General features: G+C 48.5%; 22 protein-coding genes and 1 tRNA gene. 17 read left to right on the top strand and 6 right to left on the bottom strand.

Going from position 1 to position 19,755, the window contains the following annotated elements; all coding sequences use genetic code 11:
- Nucleotides 1-110 precede the first annotated feature (110 nt).
- The 13 genes from rpsF to MTBPR1_RS13590 all read left to right on the top strand — a co-directional run bounded on the left by rpsF (nucleotide 111) and on the right by MTBPR1_RS13590 (nucleotide 11,933).
- Complete coding sequence (rpsF, locus tag MTBPR1_RS13650) at nucleotides 111-515, top strand: 30S ribosomal protein S6 (protein WP_069189577.1); 405 nt, start codon at nucleotides 111-113, stop codon at nucleotides 513-515.
- On the top strand, nucleotides 515-748 hold the full coding sequence (rpsR, locus tag MTBPR1_RS13645) for a 30S ribosomal protein S18 (RefSeq protein ID WP_069189576.1): 234 nt from the start codon (nucleotides 515-517) through the stop codon (nucleotides 746-748). Before rpsF ends, rpsR begins: the two co-directional genes overlap by 1 nt.
- 56 nt (nucleotides 749-804) lie before the next feature.
- Entirely contained in the window at nucleotides 805-1,776 is a 972-nt protein-coding gene (locus tag MTBPR1_RS13640; RefSeq protein WP_069189575.1) for a DUF2232 domain-containing protein, read from the top strand.
- Nucleotides 1,776-2,363 carry a 50S ribosomal protein L9 gene (gene rplI / locus MTBPR1_RS13635; protein ID WP_069189574.1) on the top strand — a complete coding sequence of 196 codons (588 nt, stop codon included), beginning with the start codon at nucleotides 1,776-1,778 and terminating at the stop codon, nucleotides 2,361-2,363. Before MTBPR1_RS13640 ends, rplI begins: the two co-directional genes overlap by 1 nt.
- Nucleotides 2,364-2,513: 150 nt before the next feature.
- Nucleotides 2,514-3,152 (top strand): hypothetical protein, encoded by a 639-nt coding sequence (locus tag MTBPR1_RS13630; RefSeq protein ID WP_069189573.1) that lies wholly within the window; start codon nucleotides 2,514-2,516, stop codon nucleotides 3,150-3,152.
- Nucleotides 3,153-3,255: 103 nt separating this feature from the next.
- Nucleotides 3,256-4,944 carry a replicative DNA helicase gene (locus MTBPR1_RS13625; protein WP_240492915.1) on the top strand — a complete coding sequence of 563 codons (1,689 nt, stop codon included), beginning with the start codon at nucleotides 3,256-3,258 and terminating at the stop codon, nucleotides 4,942-4,944.
- Nucleotides 4,945-4,955: 11 nt separating this feature from the next.
- Nucleotides 4,956-5,999: an alanine racemase gene (gene alr / locus MTBPR1_RS13620; RefSeq protein ID WP_069189572.1), complete on the top strand. Its 1,044-nt coding sequence runs from the start codon at nucleotides 4,956-4,958 to the stop codon at nucleotides 5,997-5,999.
- A 15-nt stretch (nucleotides 6,000-6,014) separates the two neighbouring features.
- Nucleotides 6,015-6,788, top strand: a complete 774-nt coding sequence (locus MTBPR1_RS13615) for an MlaE family ABC transporter permease (protein WP_069189571.1) — start codon at nucleotides 6,015-6,017, stop codon at nucleotides 6,786-6,788.
- A 5-nt stretch (nucleotides 6,789-6,793) separates the two neighbouring features.
- Nucleotides 6,794-7,567, top strand: a complete 774-nt coding sequence (locus tag MTBPR1_RS13610) for an ABC transporter ATP-binding protein (RefSeq protein WP_069189570.1) — start codon at nucleotides 6,794-6,796, stop codon at nucleotides 7,565-7,567.
- A gap of 51 nt (nucleotides 7,568-7,618) precedes the next feature.
- Complete coding sequence (gene radA, locus MTBPR1_RS13605) at nucleotides 7,619-9,004, top strand: DNA repair protein RadA (RefSeq protein WP_069189569.1); 1,386 nt, start codon at nucleotides 7,619-7,621, stop codon at nucleotides 9,002-9,004.
- A 29-nt stretch (nucleotides 9,005-9,033) separates the two neighbouring features.
- A complete protein-coding gene (locus tag MTBPR1_RS13600) occupies nucleotides 9,034-9,711 on the top strand; it encodes a CvpA family protein (RefSeq protein WP_069189568.1) in 678 nt (225 codons plus the stop codon).
- Between the two features lie 27 nt (nucleotides 9,712-9,738).
- The gene (purF, locus tag MTBPR1_RS13595) at nucleotides 9,739-11,220 is read left to right on the top strand and encodes an amidophosphoribosyltransferase (protein WP_069189567.1); all 1,482 of its coding nucleotides are present in this window, start codon (nucleotides 9,739-9,741) and stop codon (nucleotides 11,218-11,220) included.
- A gap of 2 nt (nucleotides 11,221-11,222) precedes the next feature.
- A complete protein-coding gene (locus MTBPR1_RS13590) occupies nucleotides 11,223-11,933 on the top strand; it encodes an SDR family NAD(P)-dependent oxidoreductase (RefSeq protein WP_069189566.1) in 711 nt (236 codons plus the stop codon).
- 94 nt (nucleotides 11,934-12,027) lie between these two features.
- On the opposite strand, the gene MTBPR1_RS13585 is transcribed toward MTBPR1_RS13590, so the two are convergent.
- On the bottom strand, nucleotides 12,028-12,303 hold the full coding sequence (locus MTBPR1_RS13585) for a hypothetical protein (RefSeq protein ID WP_069189565.1): 276 nt from the start codon (nucleotides 12,301-12,303) through the stop codon (nucleotides 12,028-12,030).
- 182 nt (nucleotides 12,304-12,485) lie between these two features.
- On the bottom strand, nucleotides 12,486-13,253 hold the full coding sequence (locus MTBPR1_RS13580; RefSeq protein WP_069189564.1) for a FadR/GntR family transcriptional regulator: 768 nt from the start codon (nucleotides 13,251-13,253) through the stop codon (nucleotides 12,486-12,488).
- A 127-nt stretch (nucleotides 13,254-13,380) separates the two neighbouring features.
- On the opposite strand from MTBPR1_RS13580, the gene MTBPR1_RS13575 reads away from it, so the two are divergent.
- Nucleotides 13,381-14,193, top strand: a complete 813-nt coding sequence (locus MTBPR1_RS13575) for an N-formylglutamate amidohydrolase (protein ID WP_069189563.1) — start codon at nucleotides 13,381-13,383, stop codon at nucleotides 14,191-14,193.
- An 8-nt stretch (nucleotides 14,194-14,201) separates the two neighbouring features.
- Nucleotides 14,202-15,338 carry a carboxylate-amine ligase gene (locus tag MTBPR1_RS13570; protein ID WP_069189562.1) on the top strand — a complete coding sequence of 379 codons (1,137 nt, stop codon included), beginning with the start codon at nucleotides 14,202-14,204 and terminating at the stop codon, nucleotides 15,336-15,338.
- Between the two features lie 55 nt (nucleotides 15,339-15,393).
- Here MTBPR1_RS13570 and MTBPR1_RS13565 read toward each other — a convergent pair whose 3' ends face one another.
- Nucleotides 15,394-16,479, bottom strand: a complete 1,086-nt coding sequence (locus MTBPR1_RS13565; RefSeq protein WP_069189561.1) for a response regulator — start codon at nucleotides 16,477-16,479, stop codon at nucleotides 15,394-15,396.
- Between the two features lie 207 nt (nucleotides 16,480-16,686).
- On the opposite strand from MTBPR1_RS13565, the gene MTBPR1_RS13560 reads away from it, so the two are divergent.
- Nucleotides 16,687-16,932: a DUF2312 domain-containing protein gene (locus MTBPR1_RS13560; protein ID WP_069189560.1), complete on the top strand. Its 246-nt coding sequence runs from the start codon at nucleotides 16,687-16,689 to the stop codon at nucleotides 16,930-16,932.
- A gap of 76 nt (nucleotides 16,933-17,008) precedes the next feature.
- Here MTBPR1_RS13560 and MTBPR1_RS13555 read toward each other — a convergent pair whose 3' ends face one another.
- From MTBPR1_RS13555 to MTBPR1_RS13545, 3 genes are all read right to left on the bottom strand, one after another.
- Nucleotides 17,009-17,941, bottom strand: a complete 933-nt coding sequence (locus MTBPR1_RS13555; protein WP_069189559.1) for a proline dehydrogenase family protein — start codon at nucleotides 17,939-17,941, stop codon at nucleotides 17,009-17,011.
- Between the two features lie 152 nt (nucleotides 17,942-18,093).
- A complete protein-coding gene (gene ykgO / locus MTBPR1_RS13550; protein ID WP_069189558.1) occupies nucleotides 18,094-18,219 on the bottom strand; it encodes a type B 50S ribosomal protein L36 in 126 nt (41 codons plus the stop codon).
- 107 nt (nucleotides 18,220-18,326) lie between these two features.
- Nucleotides 18,327-18,403 (bottom strand) — tRNA-Val (locus tag MTBPR1_RS13545).
- A 270-nt stretch (nucleotides 18,404-18,673) separates the two neighbouring features.
- Here MTBPR1_RS13545 and MTBPR1_RS13540 point away from each other — a divergent pair.
- Entirely contained in the window at nucleotides 18,674-19,744 is a 1,071-nt protein-coding gene (locus tag MTBPR1_RS13540) for an efflux RND transporter periplasmic adaptor subunit (protein WP_069189557.1), read from the top strand.
- Nucleotides 19,745-19,755 lie beyond the last annotated feature (11 nt).

Genomic DNA, 19,755 nt, shown 5'->3' with positions numbered 1-19,755 from the left:
CGCCTTTCAAACTGCCTCCTTGCTAGGGCCGTCGGGCTCTGGCTATGTCTGCAAGGCAACGTCATTCCGGCGTTTCCACAGACTGAGACAATCCATAGGGAGTTATATCTATGGCGTTTTACGAAGGCGTATTTATTGCGCGTCAAGACGCTTCAGCTGCCCAAGTTGAGGGTTTGCAAGACACTTTCGCCGCTCTTATTGAAGAGAACGGTGGTAAGGTCACGAAGCGAGAATATTGGGGTCTGCGTAACATTGCTTACCGCATGAAGAAAAACCGCAAAGGCCACTATGTACTTTTCAACATCGATGCTCCAAGTCCTGCGATTGACGAGCTCAGCCGTCAGCTGCGTCTGAACGAAGACGTACTGCGTCACCTCGTTGTTCGTGTTGATGAACTCGATGAAGAACAATCTATCATGATGCAAAAAGGTCGCGATCGTGATGATCGTCCTCGTCGTGGTGGTGATCGTGGTGATCGTCCACAACGTGACAACAAAAAAGGGGGAGATTCCTAATGGCTGGTCGTCGTCCTTTCTTTCGTCGTCGCAAATCTTGCCCATTCACAGGCGAGAATGCACCGAAAATCGACTATAAAGATGTAAAGCTGCTTTCACGCTACACATCTGAACGCGGGAAAATCGTCCCGAGCCGTATCACGGCCGTTTCTGCAAAGAAACAACGTGAGCTGTCTCGTGCCATCAAACGTGCCCGTTTCTTGGGTCTGATGCCGTACGTCAGCAGCAACTAAGTTTAACGACTTGGTTTTGTGGGGCTTAGCCTCACGATAAAAGGAGCGCATTGGACATGCAATTAGGTGAAGATGAAAAATTACCTTTAAATATGAAGGTCGTCCTCTTTGCCATAGGTGCCGGAGCTTTAAGTTCCATACTGGCTTTATCGCTGGTGACTGGATCTGGACTGGCCCTTATTCTTGCATATCTCGCGCCTTTCCCACTTTTGTTAGTGGGATTGGGAAACGGAGCTAAACCAGCTGCCATTGCCGCCCTTTCAGGCATCGTATTTGCCATTTTGCTTGGCGGACCTTTATCAGGTTCGATCTTTGCAGTGATGAATACTTTTCCCTGTTGGTTGGCAATCAGGTTGGCACTCACGTCCCGCACCATCGATGGTCGCGAAGAATGGTTTCCAATTGGAAATATTTTAGTGACTTTCGCAGGTTACGGTAGCGCGCTGTTTGTTCTGGCATTGGCCTTTTTGGTTACGCCTTCAGACAGTCTCGTACAGATGGTCAGAGACTTTTTGTCTGCGGTCATGGATACGGTTGCCGCTTCACTTCCGGTGAAGCAGAAAGAAGGGTTCGTCGATCAAATGGCGCATTTCTTCCCGGCGATGGTTCTTGTTTCGTGGATGTTGATGACCTGCATAAATGCCATTTTGGCACAGGGTGTTTTAACCAAATCGGGAAAAGCACTTCGCCCCAAGCCTACCTATGGGGACCTGAGCCTGCCAGACTTTGCGTCTTGGGCATTTATTATTTGTGCGGCCCTCACTGTGTTGTCAGACGGCGATTTTGAATATGTCGCCAGAAACCTCACCGTTGTGATGGCTTTACCGTTTCTCGCTTTGGGCCTGACTGTGGTTCATAAGCTGGTGCGATTGACACGTTTTGCCGGGGCCTTATTGGCTGCCTTTTATTTGCTGTTGCTCTTGTCCATATGGGTGGCCCTGCCAGTCATTGGATTGGGATTGATTGAACAATGGATCGGTTTGCGAAATAGAATTCCCTCGCATGCCGCAATTCAGGAGAACGACTAATGCAAGTTATCCTGCTTGAACGCGTAGAACGATTAGGCCAAATGGGTGACCTCGTCACTGTTAAGCCTGGTTATGCTCGTAACTTCCTGCTCCCGCAGAAAAAAGCGATGCGTGCCTCTGAAGAGAACGTGAAGTTCTTTGATGCGCAAAAAGCACAATTGGAAGCCGCTAACTTAAAAGCCAAAGACGAAGCAGAAGCAGTTTCTGCTAAAATCGACGGTCTTAAAGTTGCTGTTATCCGCCAAGCCGGCGACATGGGTCAGCTTTACGGTTCTGTATCTACTCGCGATATCGCGACTGCAGTTACTGAAGCTGGTTTCACTGTGTCTCGTCAACAAATCATTCTCGATCGCGCCTTGAAGAACATTGGTCTTCACGACGTGACCGTTAAGCTTCACCCGGAAGTGTCTGTAACAATTGTTGCAAACATTGCCCGTACTGATGAAGAAGCACAAATTCAGGCCGAAACCGGTTCTGCGATGGTTGCTTCTGAAGAAGAAGAAGCTGAAGAAGAAGTTGTTGAAGAAGTAGCGACTGAAGAAGAAGCTGCTGAAGAAACACCGGCTGAAGAAGAAGCGTCTGAATAAGACTGCTGCTTTTTCAAAAGCTTTAAAAAAGGCGTATCCCCGATTTTACGGGATACGCCTTTTTTGTGTTTTAAACTAAATGGCAAGAAAAACTCTCTCACCTTTTCATAGCCTCCTATAATAAGCTGAGTTTAAATAAGGAAATATCTGATGAGTAAAAAATCAATCCAAATGAAAGGCTATAAAGTCCTATATACCCTTATTTTACTAGCTTCTTTAACCTTGGGCCAATCCCAAGCAACAGCAAATGAATGCCCTCCTCCTGCTATTTCAGATCAAAACACTCTGTACTATTCAACTTGGGCCCATAATTGTTTTGAGTCTCTTAAAGACAATTCAGACACAAAAAAAATCACTCAACTTCGTGACTTATCCTATAGTCTTCATATGCATATGAAAAAACATGACAATCGTGATGTCTTAATAAACGGGGCAGCTGCTTTATCATGGGTCCTCAACAAACAAGGCCACTTGGGCGATGATGATGGTATGGAACTCAACAACATGCGCATTTATCAAACTTTAAAACAAGCCGATGCAAATGCTTATGAAAGAGCTAAGGTTTTGATCTTACTTGCCCATTATTGGCGCAAATTAGACAAAGATGAATATCTTACCCCATTGCTAAAAGAGCTTTTAGCCTCCATTCCAAAGATACCGCTTGTTGCACCCGACCATGATCACCCGCAAAGATACGTTCTTAATGCAATACTCAGCATACAGAAATCAGCCAAAATGCACGATTGGCACAACCAAACACAGGATAAATTCAAAAGCTTGCTGAATTAGATGATAAATCGGCCCATTACGACCTTCATGCAAAAGCAGCTTTTTATGAAAACTTCTGAGACAAAAATATTCCTTCCCCAATCAATCATGCTATAACACCTTCATGGTAACTTCTGATGACGATATCCCTTTTGGTGGCGATGATGAGCCGCCGCTTGCCAACCCTGATGATTACGGTTCTGGACCGGATGATATGGGGATGGAGGCGGCCCCTGTGGCTGAAAGCATGCCTGAGCCTGCAGGTGAGCCCGTTGTGGATCAAGACATTCAAATTGCCGAGGCCGAAGCCTTACCGCCTGTTTCTCAAACAGAATGGTTGCCCAAGAAATCCTCAAGCGCGTTAGAGATTGAAGGTTTTCGCACGCCGCCTTGTAACTTTGAGGCGGAAAAAGCCCTGCTTGGCGCGCTTATGGCGAACAACAAGGCTTACGATAAAATCTCAGAATTCCTGCGCGCTGAACATTTTGCAGACCCCATCCATACCAAAGTTTTTGGGGCTTGCATTGCCTTGATGGAACGTGGGCAAATTGCCGATCCTATCACCCTGTCCAATTTCTTTGAGCGCGACCAGCAGCTTTCTGAAATTGGCGGCAATGAATATCTGGTGGAACTGGCCGCTTCTGCGGTGACCATCATTAACGCTGCTGAATATGGACGCATTGTTTATGATCTCTATATTAAGCGCGAACTGATCCATCTGGGTACGGAAATGGTCAATAAGGCCCATAGTGGTGAAATTGATGCCACCGCCCTTGATCAAATCCAGTCTGCAGAACAATCGCTCTTTAACCTTGCCTCCATGGGGGAGGTTGAAGGCGGGTTTAAAACGTTCCACGAATCGCTTTATGAAGCCATCCAGCAAGCCCAGCTCGCCCACCAGCGCGGCGGCGGTTTAGCGGGTGTCACCTCGGGCCTGCGTGATCTTGATAAAGCCTTGGGTGGTTTGCACCGTTCTGACCTTCTCATCTTGGCAGGTCGTCCCTCCATGGGGAAAACCGCGCTTGTCACCTGTATTGCCTATAATGCGGCCTATGCCCATAAGATCAGTGGCGGCAAAGAAGGCGGCGTTGTTGGTTTCTTCTCCCTTGAGATGTCAGCAGAACAGCTTGCGGGGCGTATTCTTTCACAGGCTTGCGCGGTGAATTCCAGCGCCATGCGTAAAGGTGAAATGTCTAATGAAGAGTTTGAACGCACGGTCGCAGGTGCCCAAACCTTAATGGACACCCCGCTTCATATTGATGATACACCGGGCTTAACGGTGAGCTCCCTTCGCACGCGCGCGCGGCGCTTAAAACGCCAATATGGCTTGGACCTCATCATCGTTGATTATCTCCAGCTTGTTTCAGGGAGTCCTGAGACTAAAAACAACCGTGTGAACGAGATTTCAGAGATCACCCGTGGCCTTAAAATGCTGGCAAAAGAACTGGAAGTGCCTGTTATTGCGCTATCCCAGCTTTCCCGTGCGGTAGAGCAACGTGAAGATAAACGCCCGCAACTGTCTGATCTTCGTGAATCAGGATCGATTGAGCAAGATGCCGACGTGGTGATGTTTATCTATCGTGAATTTTATTACCTTGATCGTGATGAGCCCCATCAACGCGACAATGAAGGCCCCGATAAATATGCCGAGCGTCACCAGCATTGGGAACAACGCCACAGCGAGATGGAAAACCGCTCAGAAGTGATCATTGCCAAGCAACGTCACGGCCCACTTGCCAATATCCCGCTCTTCTTTAAAGGGGAATTCACGCAATTTGGTGATCTGGATGAGGAACATGTACCGGATTATTAAGGGACGCCGTCATGTTTGAAACGTCCGGTGGTCTTCTCACCATTGATCTCAACATCATAAAATCCAACTACGCCCGCTTGCGCCATGAGCTTGGCGGCAAAGATTGCGCCGCAGTCGTTAAGGCCGATGCCTATGGCCTTGGGCTGGAACCTGTTTCAAAAGCCTTATGGCAAGCAGGTGCGCGCAGTTTTTTTGTTGCCCTGCCTAATGAGGGTATTGAACTTCGCAACTATTTGCCTGAGGCTGATATCCATATCCTCGTGGGTGCCTTGCCGGGGACTGAGGAAGTCTTGCAAGACCACAACCTCATCCCTGTTCTTAATAGCTTAGAGCAGATTAAAAGATGGGATAGCCGTGGTCGTTTTGATATTCAAATCGATACGGGCATGACCCGCCTTGGGCTGCCCCCACGTGATCTTCAACATCTGCCCCAAGGCCTCAAGGCCGATATCCTCATGTCGCATTTTGCCTGTGCTGATGATAAAGACCATGCCTTAAACCAACATCAAATTGAGGCTTTTAACCACGCTACACAGCACATTGCCCATAAGCGCGCCAGCCTTGCCAATTCCTCGGGTATTTTCTTAAGCGAGCATGCCCAGTTTGATCTGGGGCGACCGGGATGTGCGCTTTATGGCATCAACCCGACACCGCATAAAACAAACCCCATGGGCAACCCGGTGCGCCTGCAAGGTAAAATCGCACAGGTTCATGACATTGACACCCAACAAAGCGTTGGATATGGTGCGACACAGAAATTACAAGCAGGACAAAAACTTGCAACGATTGCTTTAGGTTATGCAGATGGTTATCTGCGCAGCCTCAGCTCACAAGGGGAGCTCTACATCAATGATGTTAAAGTCCCTGTTGTCGGGCGTGTCTCCATGGATGTAATCTCCATTGATGTGAGCGGGCTTGATGTGGCTGAAGGCCAATGGGTAGACGTGATCGGGCCTCATAACCCGCCGGACCTGTTGGCTGAAAAAGCAGGCACGATCGGTTATGAGATTTTAACCAGCTTGGGCGGACGCTATCAGCGTGTGTATAAGGGATAGAGGCGACAAAAAAGAATGAACATACTTCAACCCATCGGGCATTATGTCCTGAAGTTTTTTAAATCGGTCGGGCGTTTGGTGCTTTTCACCTTTACCGCCCTGTCTCATTGTGTGCGCCCACCTTTTTATCCCCGCGCAATTTTGCGCCAGATGATTGAAATCGGCTATTTCTCCCTGCCTGTTGTGGGCTTGACCACAATCTTTGCCGGGATGGTCTTAGCCTTGCAAAGTTACACGGGCTTTTCACGCTTTTCTGCAGAAGGTGCCATTGCCAATGTGGTGGTGCTTTCCATCACGCGTGAGCTTGGGCCTGTGCTTGCAGGGCTCATGGTCACCGGACGGATCGGTGCCTCCATGGCGGCAGAGCTTGGCACCATGCGCGTAACCGAACAGGTCGATGCCTTAACCACCCTTTCGACCAACCCGTTTAAATACCTTATTGCCCCGCGCATTATTGCTGGGGTCTTGATGTTGCCCATACTGGTTTTGGTTGGCGATATCATCGGGGTCTTGGGCGGCTATCTGGTTGCGGTTTACCAGCTTGGTTTTAATGCCTCAAACTACATCCAAAGCACATGGGAATTCATGGAAAATATGGATGTGATCTCCGGCCTTGTCAAAGCTGCTATGTTTGGTTTCATCATCACGCTGATGGGCTGTTACCATGGCTATTCCTCCAAGGGTGGCGCACAGGGTGTGGGTAAAGCCACGACAGATGCGGTGGTTTCTGCCTCCATCTTGATCCTGTGTTTCAACTATCTCCTCACCATGATGTTTTTTGATAAGTAAGCCCCATGACAACAGTTCCGAAAATTCGACTAAGAAATGTCCATAAAGCCTTCGGTCCCAAAGTGGTGCTCGATGGTATCGATCTTGATGTCATGCCCGGTGAGTCCGTTGTGATCATTGGTGGCTCTGGCACAGGTAAATCCGTAACGCTTAAATGTACCCTTGGCCTGATGGAACCCGACAGCGGGGAAATTGAGGTGGATGGTGAAAGCGTGGTCGGCCTTGGTGCGCGTGATCGCGAACGCGTAAACCATAAATTCTCCATGCTGTTTCAGGGTGCGGCCCTGTTTGATAGCTTGCCTGTGTGGGAAAATGTCGCCTTTGGCCCCATTGCCGATAAGACAATTTCGCGCAATCAAGGCAAAGAACTCGCCATTGAAAAACTCGCCCAAGTGGGCATGCCTGCCGAAGTGGCTGACCTGTTCCCAAGTGAGCTTTCAGGGGGCATGCAAAAACGTGTCGGTTTGGCCCGCGCCATTGCAGGTGATCCCGAGATTATCTTTTTTGATGAGCCCACCACCGGGCTTGACCCGATCATGGCAGACGTGATTAACGACCTGATCGTAAAAGTAACCAAAGAGATCGGCTCAACTGGCCTTTCCATCACCCACGACATGGCAAGCGCGCGCAAAATCGCAGATCGCATCGCCATGCTCTATCAAGGTAAAATCATCTGGCAGGGCCCCGCTGACACCATTGATGAATGCGACAACGAATATGTCCAACAATTCATCAACGGTCGCGCCGAAGGCCCTATTGAGATGGCTGTACGCAAGTAAGTTCCCTTCTGGGTCGTCCTTGCAGAAGCTGAGACGATATTTAAAGAGCAAATGGCAAAAACAAAAACCACATTCGTCTGTCAGTCCTGCGGTGCTTCTTATAATAAGTGGCAGGGGCAATGTACCTCTTGTAATGAGTGGAATACCCTTTCTGAAGAAGCCGCCCCCGAAGCTATCCCCAAAGGCATGGGTGTTGCCAAGGGGCGCAAGATTGAGTTTGTGGCCTTAGAAGGCGAAGAAAAAACGCCACCGCGCAAAGTCACAGGTATTGGTGAGTTTGACCGTGTGTGTGGCGGCGGGTTGGTGCCGGGCTCTGTCATTTTGGTCGGGGGTGATCCGGGCATTGGGAAATCGACCATTTTATTACAAGTCATGGCGACTTTATCTGCCAAACATGACTGCGCTTATATCTCGGGTGAGGAAGCCATTGATCAGGTGCGCCTGCGTGCGCGCCGTTTAGGCCATGAAAAGGCCAAGGTTAAGCTCGCTTCAGCCACTAATGTGCGCAATATCCTCACCACATTGGAAGATGAAAAGCCCGACGTGGTGGTGATCGATTCCATTCAGACCCTTTATATTGATACGATCGATAGCGCACCGGGGACGGTTTCCCAAGTGCGCTCCAGCGCAAACGAGCTTATCCGGGATGCCAAGCGCAATGGCTATGTGCTGTTTATTGTGGGCCATGTGACCAAAGAAGGCACCATTGCCGGACCGCGTGTGCTTGAACATATGGTCGATACAGTGCTTTATTTTGAAGGTGATCGCGGTCATCAGTTTCGCATCTTGCGCGGGGTGAAAAACCGCTTTGGCGCGACAGACGAAATTGGTGTCTTTGAAATGACCGAAGGCGGTTTGCAAGAAGTACCAAACCCCTCAGCGCTCTTTCTTTCTGATCGCAAAGGCGATGTGACGGGGTCTTGCGTTTTTGCAGGTATTGAAGGCTCGCGCCCCATGTTGGTGGAAGTTCAGGCTTTACTATCACCTTCTGCCCTTGCCACTCCAAGGCGGGCGATTGTCGGTTGGGACAGTTCACGCCTTGCCATGATTATGGCGGTGTTTGATACCCGCTGCGGCCTTGGTATGGGCGGTAATGATGTGCATCTTAATATCGCAGGTGGCCTAAAGGTCAATGAACCTGCGGCTGATTTGGCTGTGGCTGCTGCCCTTGCTTCCTCATTAAGTGGGGTGGCTGTTCCCCAAGAAACCGTGATTTTTGGCGAGATCGGTCTTTCAGGTGAAGTGCGTGCTGTGGGCCAGACAGAATCGAGGCTGAAAGAAGCCGCAAAACTCGGATTTACCCGCGCGATTATCCCAGAGCGGCAAAAACGCGGTAAAAAAGACAAAGAGAAAGGGCTGAAAGACAGCGGCCTTGAAATTTGGGAAATCGGACATGTGCAAGAACTGTTGTCTTTCTTCCCAATGAAGGATAAATAAAGCTATACCTTTATAAAACGAGTGCACCTATGGAAAACCTGCCTATCAGTATCACCGACATTGCTGTTTTTGTGATTCTGCTTCTTTCCGGTCTGTTGGCCCTATCTCGCGGGTTTGTCCATGAGGTCCTGTCTATTGGCTCATGGGTGGGGGCTGCTTTTGCCGCCCTTTATGGCTTTCCCCATGTGCGCCCTTATGCGCGCGATATTATTGGCACAGAATTTATTGCCGATATCGTTGCCGGTGCAGGTAGCTTTATCGTCGCTTTGATTGTGCTGACCATTATCACAAAAATGATAGCAGAACAGGTGCAAGGCAGCGCGCTTAACCCGCTTGATCGCAGCCTTGGCTTTGTGTTTGGCCTACTGCGCGGGGTCGTGATTGTTTGCTTGCTCTATACCGCCATTGAATGGATGTTGCCTGCCTCTAAGCAGCCTGTCTGGATGCGTGATGCCAAAACAATGCCGTTGATTGAACAGGGAACCGCCTTCTTAAAAGGCTTGGTACCCAGTGATGCGGTTGATGAGGTCACAAAAACAGCCGATGATGCGCGTACAAAAACCAATAATGCCATTGAACTGCAAAAAACATTCGAAAAAATCCTGACTCCGGAAGCGAAATCGGATACAACACCGCCCAAAGACCCACAAGGATATGACCGACAGGAACGAAACCAACTGGACCGTCTTATTCGCAACGCCCAATAGCGGGCTCATCAATGAGTTTTGAGAAAAATGACCGAAATTAATCAGATGACCACCAACCCCTTTGATGACGACAAACTTCACGAGGAGTGTGGCGTCTTTGGTATTTTTGGACATAAAGAAGCTGCTGCACACGCCGCCCTTGGCCTGCATGCGCTACAACACCGCGGGCAGGAAGCTTGCGGTATTTTCTCTTATGATGGGCAGCAGTTCCATTCCCATAAAGGCATGGGGCTTGTGGGGGATAACTTTTCTTCCACTGATGTAATCGGTCAGCTCAAAGGCAACTCTGCCATCGGTCATGTGCGCTATGCCACAACTGGCGGCACGGTCCTTCGCAATGTGCAGCCACTCTTTGCAGAATTTGAATTTGGTGGTCTGGCTATTGCTCATAACGGCAATCTGACCAACACCCAAGCCGTGCGCCGCACCCTCGTGCGCCGTGGTTGTATCTTCCAATCCGATATGGATACGGAAGTCATCGTTCATCTGGTGGCTGTCAGCCTTTATGCCACGGTTGAAGACCGCATCATTGATGCGCTTCGCCAGATCGAAGGGGCCTATTCACTGGTTGCCATGACCAAAGACAGCCTCATTGGTGTGCGCGATCCAAACGGTGTGCGCCCGCTTTGTTTGGGTAGACTGGATGACACCTACATTCTAGCTTCCGAATCTTGCGCCTTTGATATTATCGGTGCAGATTTTGTGCGCGATGTTGAACCCGGTGAGGTCGTCATTATTGATAGTAACGGTGTGCGTTCCATCAAGCCATTTGGCGAACAAAAAGGTCGCTTCTGCGTCTTTGAATATATCTATTTTGCCCGTCCAGACTCCATCATTGAAAACCGCAGTGTTTATGAAGTGCGCAAAGCCATTGGGGCAGAGCTTGCGCGTGAAAATGGGGTTGAGGCTGATATGGTCGTGCCAGTGCCCGATTCTGGTGTGCCGTCTTCCATCGGTTATGCCGCAGAAGCCAATATCGCCTTTGAGCTCGGCATTATTCGTAACCACTATGTGGGTCGTACCTTTATTGAGCCCACACAAGAAATTCGCCACCTTGGTGTGCGTATGAAGCACAATGCCAATATCTCAAGTGTAAAAGGCAAGCGCATCATCTTGGTTGATGATTCCATCGTGCGCGGCACCACATCGAAAAAGATCGTTGATATGATGCGCCAAGCAGGTGCGGCGGAAGTCCATATGCGTATTTCCAGCCCGCCAACAGCCTGGCCTTGTTTCTACGGTATTGATACGCCAAAACGTGAAAAACTGCTGGCGGGTCAATATAATATTGAAGAAATGGCTGAACATATTGGCGCAGACAGTCTTGCCTTTATCTCCATTGACGGTATGTATCGCGCCGTTGGCGAAGCCAAGCGCAACAACGATGACCCACAATTCTGTGATGCCTGCTTTACAGGTGAATATCCAACGCGCCTGCAGGATGAAGAAGACCTTGCTTCTGATGAGATGCAACCTTCCCTGCCGCTTCTGGCTGAAAAAGGTAAATAATCATGGCTAAAGCACTGGACGGTAAAATCGCCCTGATCACGGGCGCATCACGCGGTATTGGTCGCGCAGTTGCCCTGCGTTATGCCCAAGAAGGCGCGCATGTTATTTTGGTCGCCAAGACCGTTGCCAGCCTTGAAGAAGTCGATGATGAAATTCAGGCCCTTGGTGGTTCTGCCACATTGGTCCCTATGGATTTGCGCGACTTTGACAAGATCGATCAAATGGGCCAAGCCCTCTATGACCGTTTTGGCAAGCTTGACATTCTGGTTGGAAACGCGGGTTTCCTTGGTGATATTACCCCCATGGCCCATTTAAAGGTCAAAATGTGGAACCAGGTAATGGACATCAACGTGACTGCAAACTGGCGTTTGATCCGTTCTATGGAACCGCTTTTAAAGCTGTCTGATGCAGGCCGTGCTATTTTCCTTTCCAGTGGCACCACAAAGGGTCCACGCGCTTTTTGGGCAGCTTATGCGGTTTCTAAAGCTGCATTGGAAAATATGGTTCAGACTTGGGCGATGGAACTGGGTAAAACCAAGATCAAAGCCAACTTGATTGACCCGGGTGCCACACGCACACGCATGCGCTCTCAAGCCTATCCCGGTGAAGACCCACAGACATTGAAAGAGCCTGAAGTTCTGACAGACATGTTTGTTGAGCTCGCCTCACCTGAGTGTGAAAAGCAAGGCGAAGTGGTTCGCTATAGCGAGTAGCTGCATTTAAAAAAAACACAGTCATGCTGGAGCTGATCCAGCATCCATCTTGGATTCTGCCTTTGGATTTGGGCCTGCGCCAAAATGACGCGGATTAATGAGTGTCTGTGCCTTCATCAACCGTATTGAGCAGGCTTTCAAAATCATGAGCAACAGCTAAGCCCCACTCGTCCACACATTTGGCGAGATAGCCCTGACCTTCTTTTTTGGTCATACGCACGGTTTTCTTGTCTCTGCCTTCAATATCAAGGCTGAGAATATCCAGTCCGTCGCAATTTGTTACGCGGACCCACTGTTTCCAGTTTTTATTTTCTTCAAACCGTGCCTGAAACAGGGACAGCTCGTCTTCAGTAAACATAAGTTTCGTCATGTTTTCCTCCTGTGGTGACAGTCAGATTTTCGAAACTCCCATCTCGTCTCTTTCGCAGTTATTTTAAGCTGACTCTACGGTCAATACTGCATATGCGAAATATATGCTGCATTGCAACAATTTACAAGTATAAAAAAAGAGAGGCCTCTCAACCTCTCCTTTTCATCAAACTTTAGAAGGCCTTATTCGCCGGGCAATCCTTCAGATTTGGTCTCTGAATTTAAACGTTCGCGCTCATTCTCATAAGAATCAAGCACCCAGCTTAGGTGGGAACGCATGGCAACTTTGGCAGCCAAACCGTCGCGCGATTTAATAGCTTCAAGAACATCCTTATGCTGGGCCAAGGCCAAGCCGTCTTCAGCGGGCTCTTGAAACAGGTCATATTGGTGGAACTCGATACTCTCATCAATAATATCGCGGATCACATCCATAATATGCATATAAACCGCACTGCCAGAGGCTTTACCCACCATATAATGGAAGTTAAACTCTTGTGAGGCTTTGGCTTTTGCCGCTGCACTGCCTTTTTGTTGTTCTTGTTTTTCCAGCGCGTTTGTCAGCTCTGAAATTTGCTCATCACTGGCACGCTCAGCGGCGCGACGTGCCGCCCATACTTCTAAAAGCGCACGGATTTCAGCCAAGTCATGCAGGTTTTGTTCTTTCACTTTAGCCAGCTCGCCCAAAGGTGAGGTCATATCACCCGCTGCAGCCAAAATACGCGTTCCACCACCTTGAACGGCTTCAAGGAAGCCTTGAGCTTTTAAGCTTTGTAATGCAGCACGCACAGAAACACGGCTCACGCCCATTTTTTCTGCTAACTGACGCTCACCCGGTAAACGTTCCCCCGGGGATAGATTGCCATCAGCAATCATCGTCATAATGCGTGCAGCCACACGATCAGAAAGTAGTCCGGCCTTCGCTTTCGTGCCGGAGCCTGTCTTTTCGTCCATGCTTAATCCCTCTAATTTAGTGGTACCCATGTGTATATATACCCACTTTAGTACGTAATACACAACAGCTGAGCTAGTTTTTACAATATTTCTGTCATAAACAGTTGATTGTTGTATAGTCCGTAGAATGAAAAATGAAAATGAAATCACATTTGAGCCCCTTCTCGGCCCTGATGATCCGCTACCTTACGAAATTTTAAACCGTGAGGGAGAGACCCCATTACTTTTAATTTGCGATCATGCATCAAACCGCATTCCAAAAAGCTTAAAGAAGATGGGCCTTTCACAAGATGAGCTCAACAAACATATCGGTTGGGATATAGGCGCGGCTGGTGTGGCGCGTTATATTTCTAATGAACTTAATGCACCTGCTGTATTATGTAACTATTCCCGCCTGATTGTGGATTGTAACCGTCAACCCGGTGACCCCACCTCCATTCCCAAAATCAGTGATGGCATTGAGATTTCACCAAACCATGATTTAACGGAAAGTAATCAGGTCCAACGCAGTGAAGCTGTTTTTTGGCCCTATCACCATGCGGTCACTGAAGTGGGTGCCCACCTGTGGCGCAAAGGCCCACCGCCTGCCCTGTTTTCTATTCACAGCTTTACACCAGAGCTCATGTCGCGCCATGAAGAGCGCCCGTGGCATATCTCTATTTTATGGAAACGCGACCCGCGCCTTGCTGCCCCTCTCATTGAAATTCTTAGTCGGGAGAGCGGACTGGTCATCGGCGATAATGTGCCTTATTCTGGTTGGGAAGATGCCTATTCCATTGATCTCCATGGCGCGGCCCCGGGCTTGCCTTATTGCGCCATTGAAATTCGCCAGGACCTGATTGCCAATAAAGCTGGTGAGAAAAAATGGGGTAAAATCATCAGTGATGCCCTTCGTGAGATTATGAGTGACCCTAGCATCTTTAAAGTAAAACATTATTGAGGCTTGCCATGTCGGTAAAAGAACCAAGCTGGACCATCGGGATTGAAGAAGAATATCTGATGGTCGATTGCGACACGGGAGAATTAGCCACTCAGCCCATGGATGAGCTCATGAAAGCCTGTCAGGCCGAGCTTAAAGACTTGGTACGCCCAGAATTCCTACAGTCTCAAGTCGAGGTTGGCACCAAGGTCTGCAAAGATGTGAAAGAGGCGCGCGCGCAGTTAGCTTGGCTGCGTTCCTCTGTTGCAGAGGTTGGCAAACAGTTCAACCTTGCCCCCATTGCGGCCTCAACCCACCCCATTGCAGAATGGGATGAACAAGACCATACCGATGCAGAGCGTTATCATAACTTTGCCCAAGACATGCAAGGCGTTGTGCGCAGGCTCATCATATCAGGCATGCATGTTCACGTGGGTATTGATGATGATGACTTGCGCATTGATTTAATGAATCAGGTGTCTTATTTCCTGCCCCATCTTTTGGCATTAAGCACCTCTTCGCCTTTATGGCGCGGGCGCGATACCGGGCTTAAATGTTATCGCCTGAGTGTGTTTGATGAGCTGCCGCGCACGGGCTTGCCGGAATTTTTTGACAGCTATAGCGAATATCAAAAACATGTGGATGCGCTGATCAATGTGGGGCTGATCAAGGATGCGACCATGCTGTGGTGGGATGTACGCCCGGCATTAAAATTCCCCACCCTTGAAATGCGCATTACCGACATTTGCACCACATTGGATGATGCCATTGCCATTGCCGCCCTGTTTCAATGTATCTTGCGCATGCTCTATCGTCTGCGTCGCTCAAACCAACGCTGGCGCACCTATCGCACCATGTTGATCAATGAAAACCGCTGGCGCGCCCAACGTTATGGCACCGATGAAGGGCTTGCCGATTTTGGTAAAGGTGAAGTCATTGCCTTTGACAGCCTGCTTGATGAACTGCAAGACATGCTCAAAGAAGATGCTGAAGCGCTCAATTGTCGTGAAGAGATCGCCAGCCTGAACAACATCTTAAAGCGCGGCACAAGTGCGCATCGCCAAATCGAGGTCTTTAATCAAGCCCGTGCAAATGGTGCCAATGAGTTAGAAGCCAGCAGGGCCGTTGCCCATTGGTTAAAGGACGAAACCTTGCGCGGTTTATAAAAAAAGCCCCCTGCATTTATATACAGAGGGCTTTTTCTTAAAAACATAAGGCCATTTACCAGCCTTGGTCTTCTTCCTCAATCTTGAGGACCTGACCGGTTTTTTCTTTAACAGCTGCCTGTAGCCCTTGTAGTAATTCACGCCCCAAAGTGCCACCATCGCCCATAATCTTTTCACGCAAGACTGCGCGCATGGCATCCACGTGGGCTTTCACCACTTCAACAGAAGCGTCTGTTTCTTTACAGCCTTCCATGGTGCATTCATAAAGCATCTTACCAAAGATGGAGATCAACGGATAACCAAACGTCCCGCCCTGACCACGCAATTCGTGGGCCAGCAGGTTGATTTGATGGAAATGGTCACTACGTGCACCCGGAGCCAACAAAGCCTCTGTACAAAGGTTTGACAGCTGGGAGAGATATTCCAGCGCCCAATCCCCAAAGCTCGCAGATGAACGTTCTAGCTCGGCCTCGGCCTGATCAAGAAGGTCTTGAGGCAAAGCACCACCGCTTTTCATGCCCATGCCACCGACTTTTTCTTTTAAACGGTTAGGCAGACGGAAATACCACACACCAGAATCGTTTTTGGCTTTTTTCTTCTCACCAGAATAAACGATCGTAATATCTTCTTCGGTGGCTTCGCGACGTTCCACATTATTGGGTGGCGGTTCGCGACGGCGGCGGCGGTCCGGGCCATGATAGTTATGTGTGGTGACATATTGGCGCGGGTAATCAATCAATTCCATCAAGCGTTTATAAACACTATCTACCGAGAACGGCTTGGAGAGAAACTCTGTCACCCCCATGTCGCGCGCAGCATTGACATAATCATTATCAGCCGCACCACTCATCATCATGAACGGCATAAAACGATTTGGCGATTCTTTGGCTGCACGCACCCAGCGCAACAACAAAAGACCATTGGCAGGCGACATGACCAGATCAGAAATGATCAAATCCACACCGCCGGGGTTATTGGGCCCGCCAGCTGTCTTTAAAAACTCAATCGCCTGTACCCCGTTTTCACAAGTTACAAGCTTACGCACTTCAAACGATCGCAAAAGGTTCGCCATCGTGTCGCGCACGAAAGCGTTATCTTCAACCAACATTACAGACAAGCGATCTAAATGATAACGAGCCACAGTTATAAAACCCCAGAATATTATTACTTTTATCTTGTATTTTTTGCACAGAAACAGAAGGTTGCGCAAGAAAAACAGCTCTTTTTCAGCTCATATTGAGCATTTTTTTATCTATTGCGATAGAAGGTTCAAACTTGCATGTCAGACAAGAGCTAGGTATCTTCCATCCAAATTTTGATAAGCACTTCATTGGTAAAGGATTAAATTATGGCTGAAGTCGGCGGAATTGCAGGCGATCACCTGCGCTCTTTCATTGAACGTATCGAGCGTCTAGAAGAAGAAAAAGCAGCTCTCGCGGCTGATATTAAAGACGTATACGCCGAAGCAAAAGGCACAGGCTTTGATATTAAGATCATGCGCCAGCTGGTGCGTTTGCGCAAAATGGAAGACCATGACCGCTCAGAACAGGAAGAGATTCTCGACCTTTACAAACGTGCTTTGGGCATGGATTAAAAAAAACGTCCTCAATCGTAGGACTATTTTTATGGCGTCATCATGATCATGGTGACGCCTTTTTTAATGAGTGCTTCTATTCGCTACGCTTTTGAAAATAGGGCCACCATTCTTTCCCAAACGGGATGAGAACGCGCACGTTATACCCTTCTTCAAGCAATTTTCGCTTCAAGGCGTTATTCACCCCATAGGGAATTTCAAATTCAAAGGCGTTAAAAGGCCAGCCTTCCATATTCGCCATCATGATGATTTGTTCTGCCATATCGTTATCTTCAAGGGCAAAGACAGGTTTAACCTGCTGGATCATGGCATCTTCAGATAATAACAGTCGCGCCAGCTTCATATAGTTATCGGCGATCAAATCTTCATATTCATAAGAACTTGCATCACTCACCAAAAATGGTGTCATGGACAAGCGCACGTTACCGCCTTGTGAAATAATGGTTTTCACATCATCAATACTGCGCGTTAGCCCGGCTGGAATTGTCACACATGCCGGTACGTCTGAGCGAAAGAGCGAGCCATAAAGCGCTAAAACCCTTTGCATGGCAACGCGCTCACTGGCATGGATCATCAAGAGGTTGCGCTCGCCTTCATCCTTGCCATCACCGTAGCCTTGGCGATCTTCTACATCACGAACAGAGATTCGGTTACCAAAAATCTGACCGATTTGACGACAATGGCCTTCCCCGCCACGGGTCGATTTTAGATAGCCCATTTCAGAAGGGGTTAGAGTTACACAGACTTCCAGACGTTCTTCGTCCAGAATTTCCATGGTTTCCATGACTGTGCTGACATTTTCCTGGATGGTTTCTATGTCTTTAGAGGCTTTACCCAAATGGTGCAGACACACGTGATAGCCCATATCAAGCAGCTTGCGCGCCACATCAACGGCTTCATCCATTTCGGTTGCGGGAACAAGCTTTTTCGCCATTCCATGCATCAGTGGTGTATTTTGCGCCAAATAGCGCACCATTGAGCTACCCGCTAATTTTTTCTTAAAGCCCATAGACTTAATAGATCCCTGCATTCTTTTTTATAGGGTACGTCCCTCATTTAAAATGTGCAAGTCTCCTTTGCATTTTGAGACGACAAAAAGCCGCATCCCCGTTAAGGGAAGCGGCTTTTTTGTCAAACGTCTTCAAAAGAAACGTTGTTTAATCAGCCCTGACGAGCCTTAAAACGTGGGTTCTTTTTATTGATGACGTAAACGCGGCCACGGCGGCGCACAACACGGCAGCCTTTTTCACGCAGCTTTGCTGACTTCAAAGAATTGCGAACTTTCATAATCTCGTATCCTCAAACACTTTTGCCCATCTCCTTCGATGAGCGGAGCCGGGAACATACGGAGATCACCCCATTGAGTCAACAACGTAATCCCCAATTACAAAAAATGGTGGGTCGTACAAGATTTGAACTTGTGACCTCTGCCATGTCAAGGCAACACTCTAACCAACTGAGCTAACGACCCATCTTTTGATCTCAACCAAAAAACGCACAAAACTGCGCCTTTGACCTTGGTGGAGCGCTTTATAACCATGACTCTTTCTACGCGCAAGGAAAAAGTACAAAAAAATAGCCTCCCGCCTGTTTTATTAGGCTTCTCGGTGCCCTCATTCTGACAAAAACCAACGTAAGCTCTTTTAAAAAGAAGAATCGCCCCTGCTTTGTGAGTTACTTAACAGAAGAAAACGGTATTATTTCTCTATGGTAGGGTCACATTTGGCATGGAGAAAATAGAATGAAGACATTTATGATGCTGGCGGCAACCGCTTTTTTGCTCAGCGCCTGTGGGGATGATGAAGCGGTCCAAGATAAAAAAGCCGATATTGTACGCCCGGCAAAAATCGCCCTTGTGATTGATCGCACCGCCCAACATGAAAAAGTCTTTCCCGGCGTAACCGAGGCCACGCGACGCTCCACCCTTGCCTTTCGCGTTAATGGGCAGATCATTGACCTCCCCGTTCGCGCAGGCCAGCTGATTAAACAAGGTGAGACCATTGCACGCCTTGATGATGCGTCTTATCAAAACACCTTAACGGACCGCCATGCCAAATATCAACTGGCTAAAACCGAGTTTGACCGCCAAAAAGTCCTCTTTAAACAAAAGCACGTTGCCAAATCGCGCCTTGATGAAGCCCGTTCCACCTTTGAAGCCGCCCAAGCCTCTTATAAGCTGGCTAAAGATGATTTGAGCTACACAAAGCTAGTTGCGCCCTATGATGGCATGATCAGCCGCATCGATATTGATAATTTCCAGAATATCCAAGCCAAAGAACCCATTGTCGAATTCCAAGGAGCCAAGGAAATTGATGTTGTCTTTAACGTGCCGGAAAGTCTGTTTTTAAAACTGAATAAAAACAATACAAACGGCGGTCATGTTCTGGTTAAATTTGACTCCATGCCTGAGAAAACCTTTGATGCGTGGTATCGTGAGCATGAAACCGTTCCTGATGCCACGACTCGTTCGTTTAAAGTCACCGTCTCTATGCCGCGCCCTAAAGGGCTCACGGTCTTGCCGGGTATGAGTGTGACGGTCAGCGTGAACCTCTCTAAAGTATTTAGCTCTGATACCCCCGGTGTTCTCATTCCCCTAGAGGCTGTTTTTGAAGCCGATTCTAAAACATGGGTATGGAAGCTGGATGAAAATAACACCGCCCATAAAACTGCCGTTAAAACCACAGGCATTGAAAAAGAAAACATCCGCGTTATTGAAGGCTTAAAAGCCAATGATCGCGTGATCGCCGTAGGTGTCACCTATGTGCGCGAAGGCCAAAAAGTCCGCCCCATCGTTAAAGAACGTGGCCTCTAGGAAAAGGATTA

It is taken from the genome of Candidatus Terasakiella magnetica (assembly GCF_900093605.1).
GTDB classification, from domain to species: domain Bacteria; phylum Pseudomonadota; class Alphaproteobacteria; order Rhodospirillales; family Terasakiellaceae; genus Terasakiella; species Terasakiella magnetica.
This window is presented reverse-complemented; position numbering and strand designations above follow the sequence as displayed.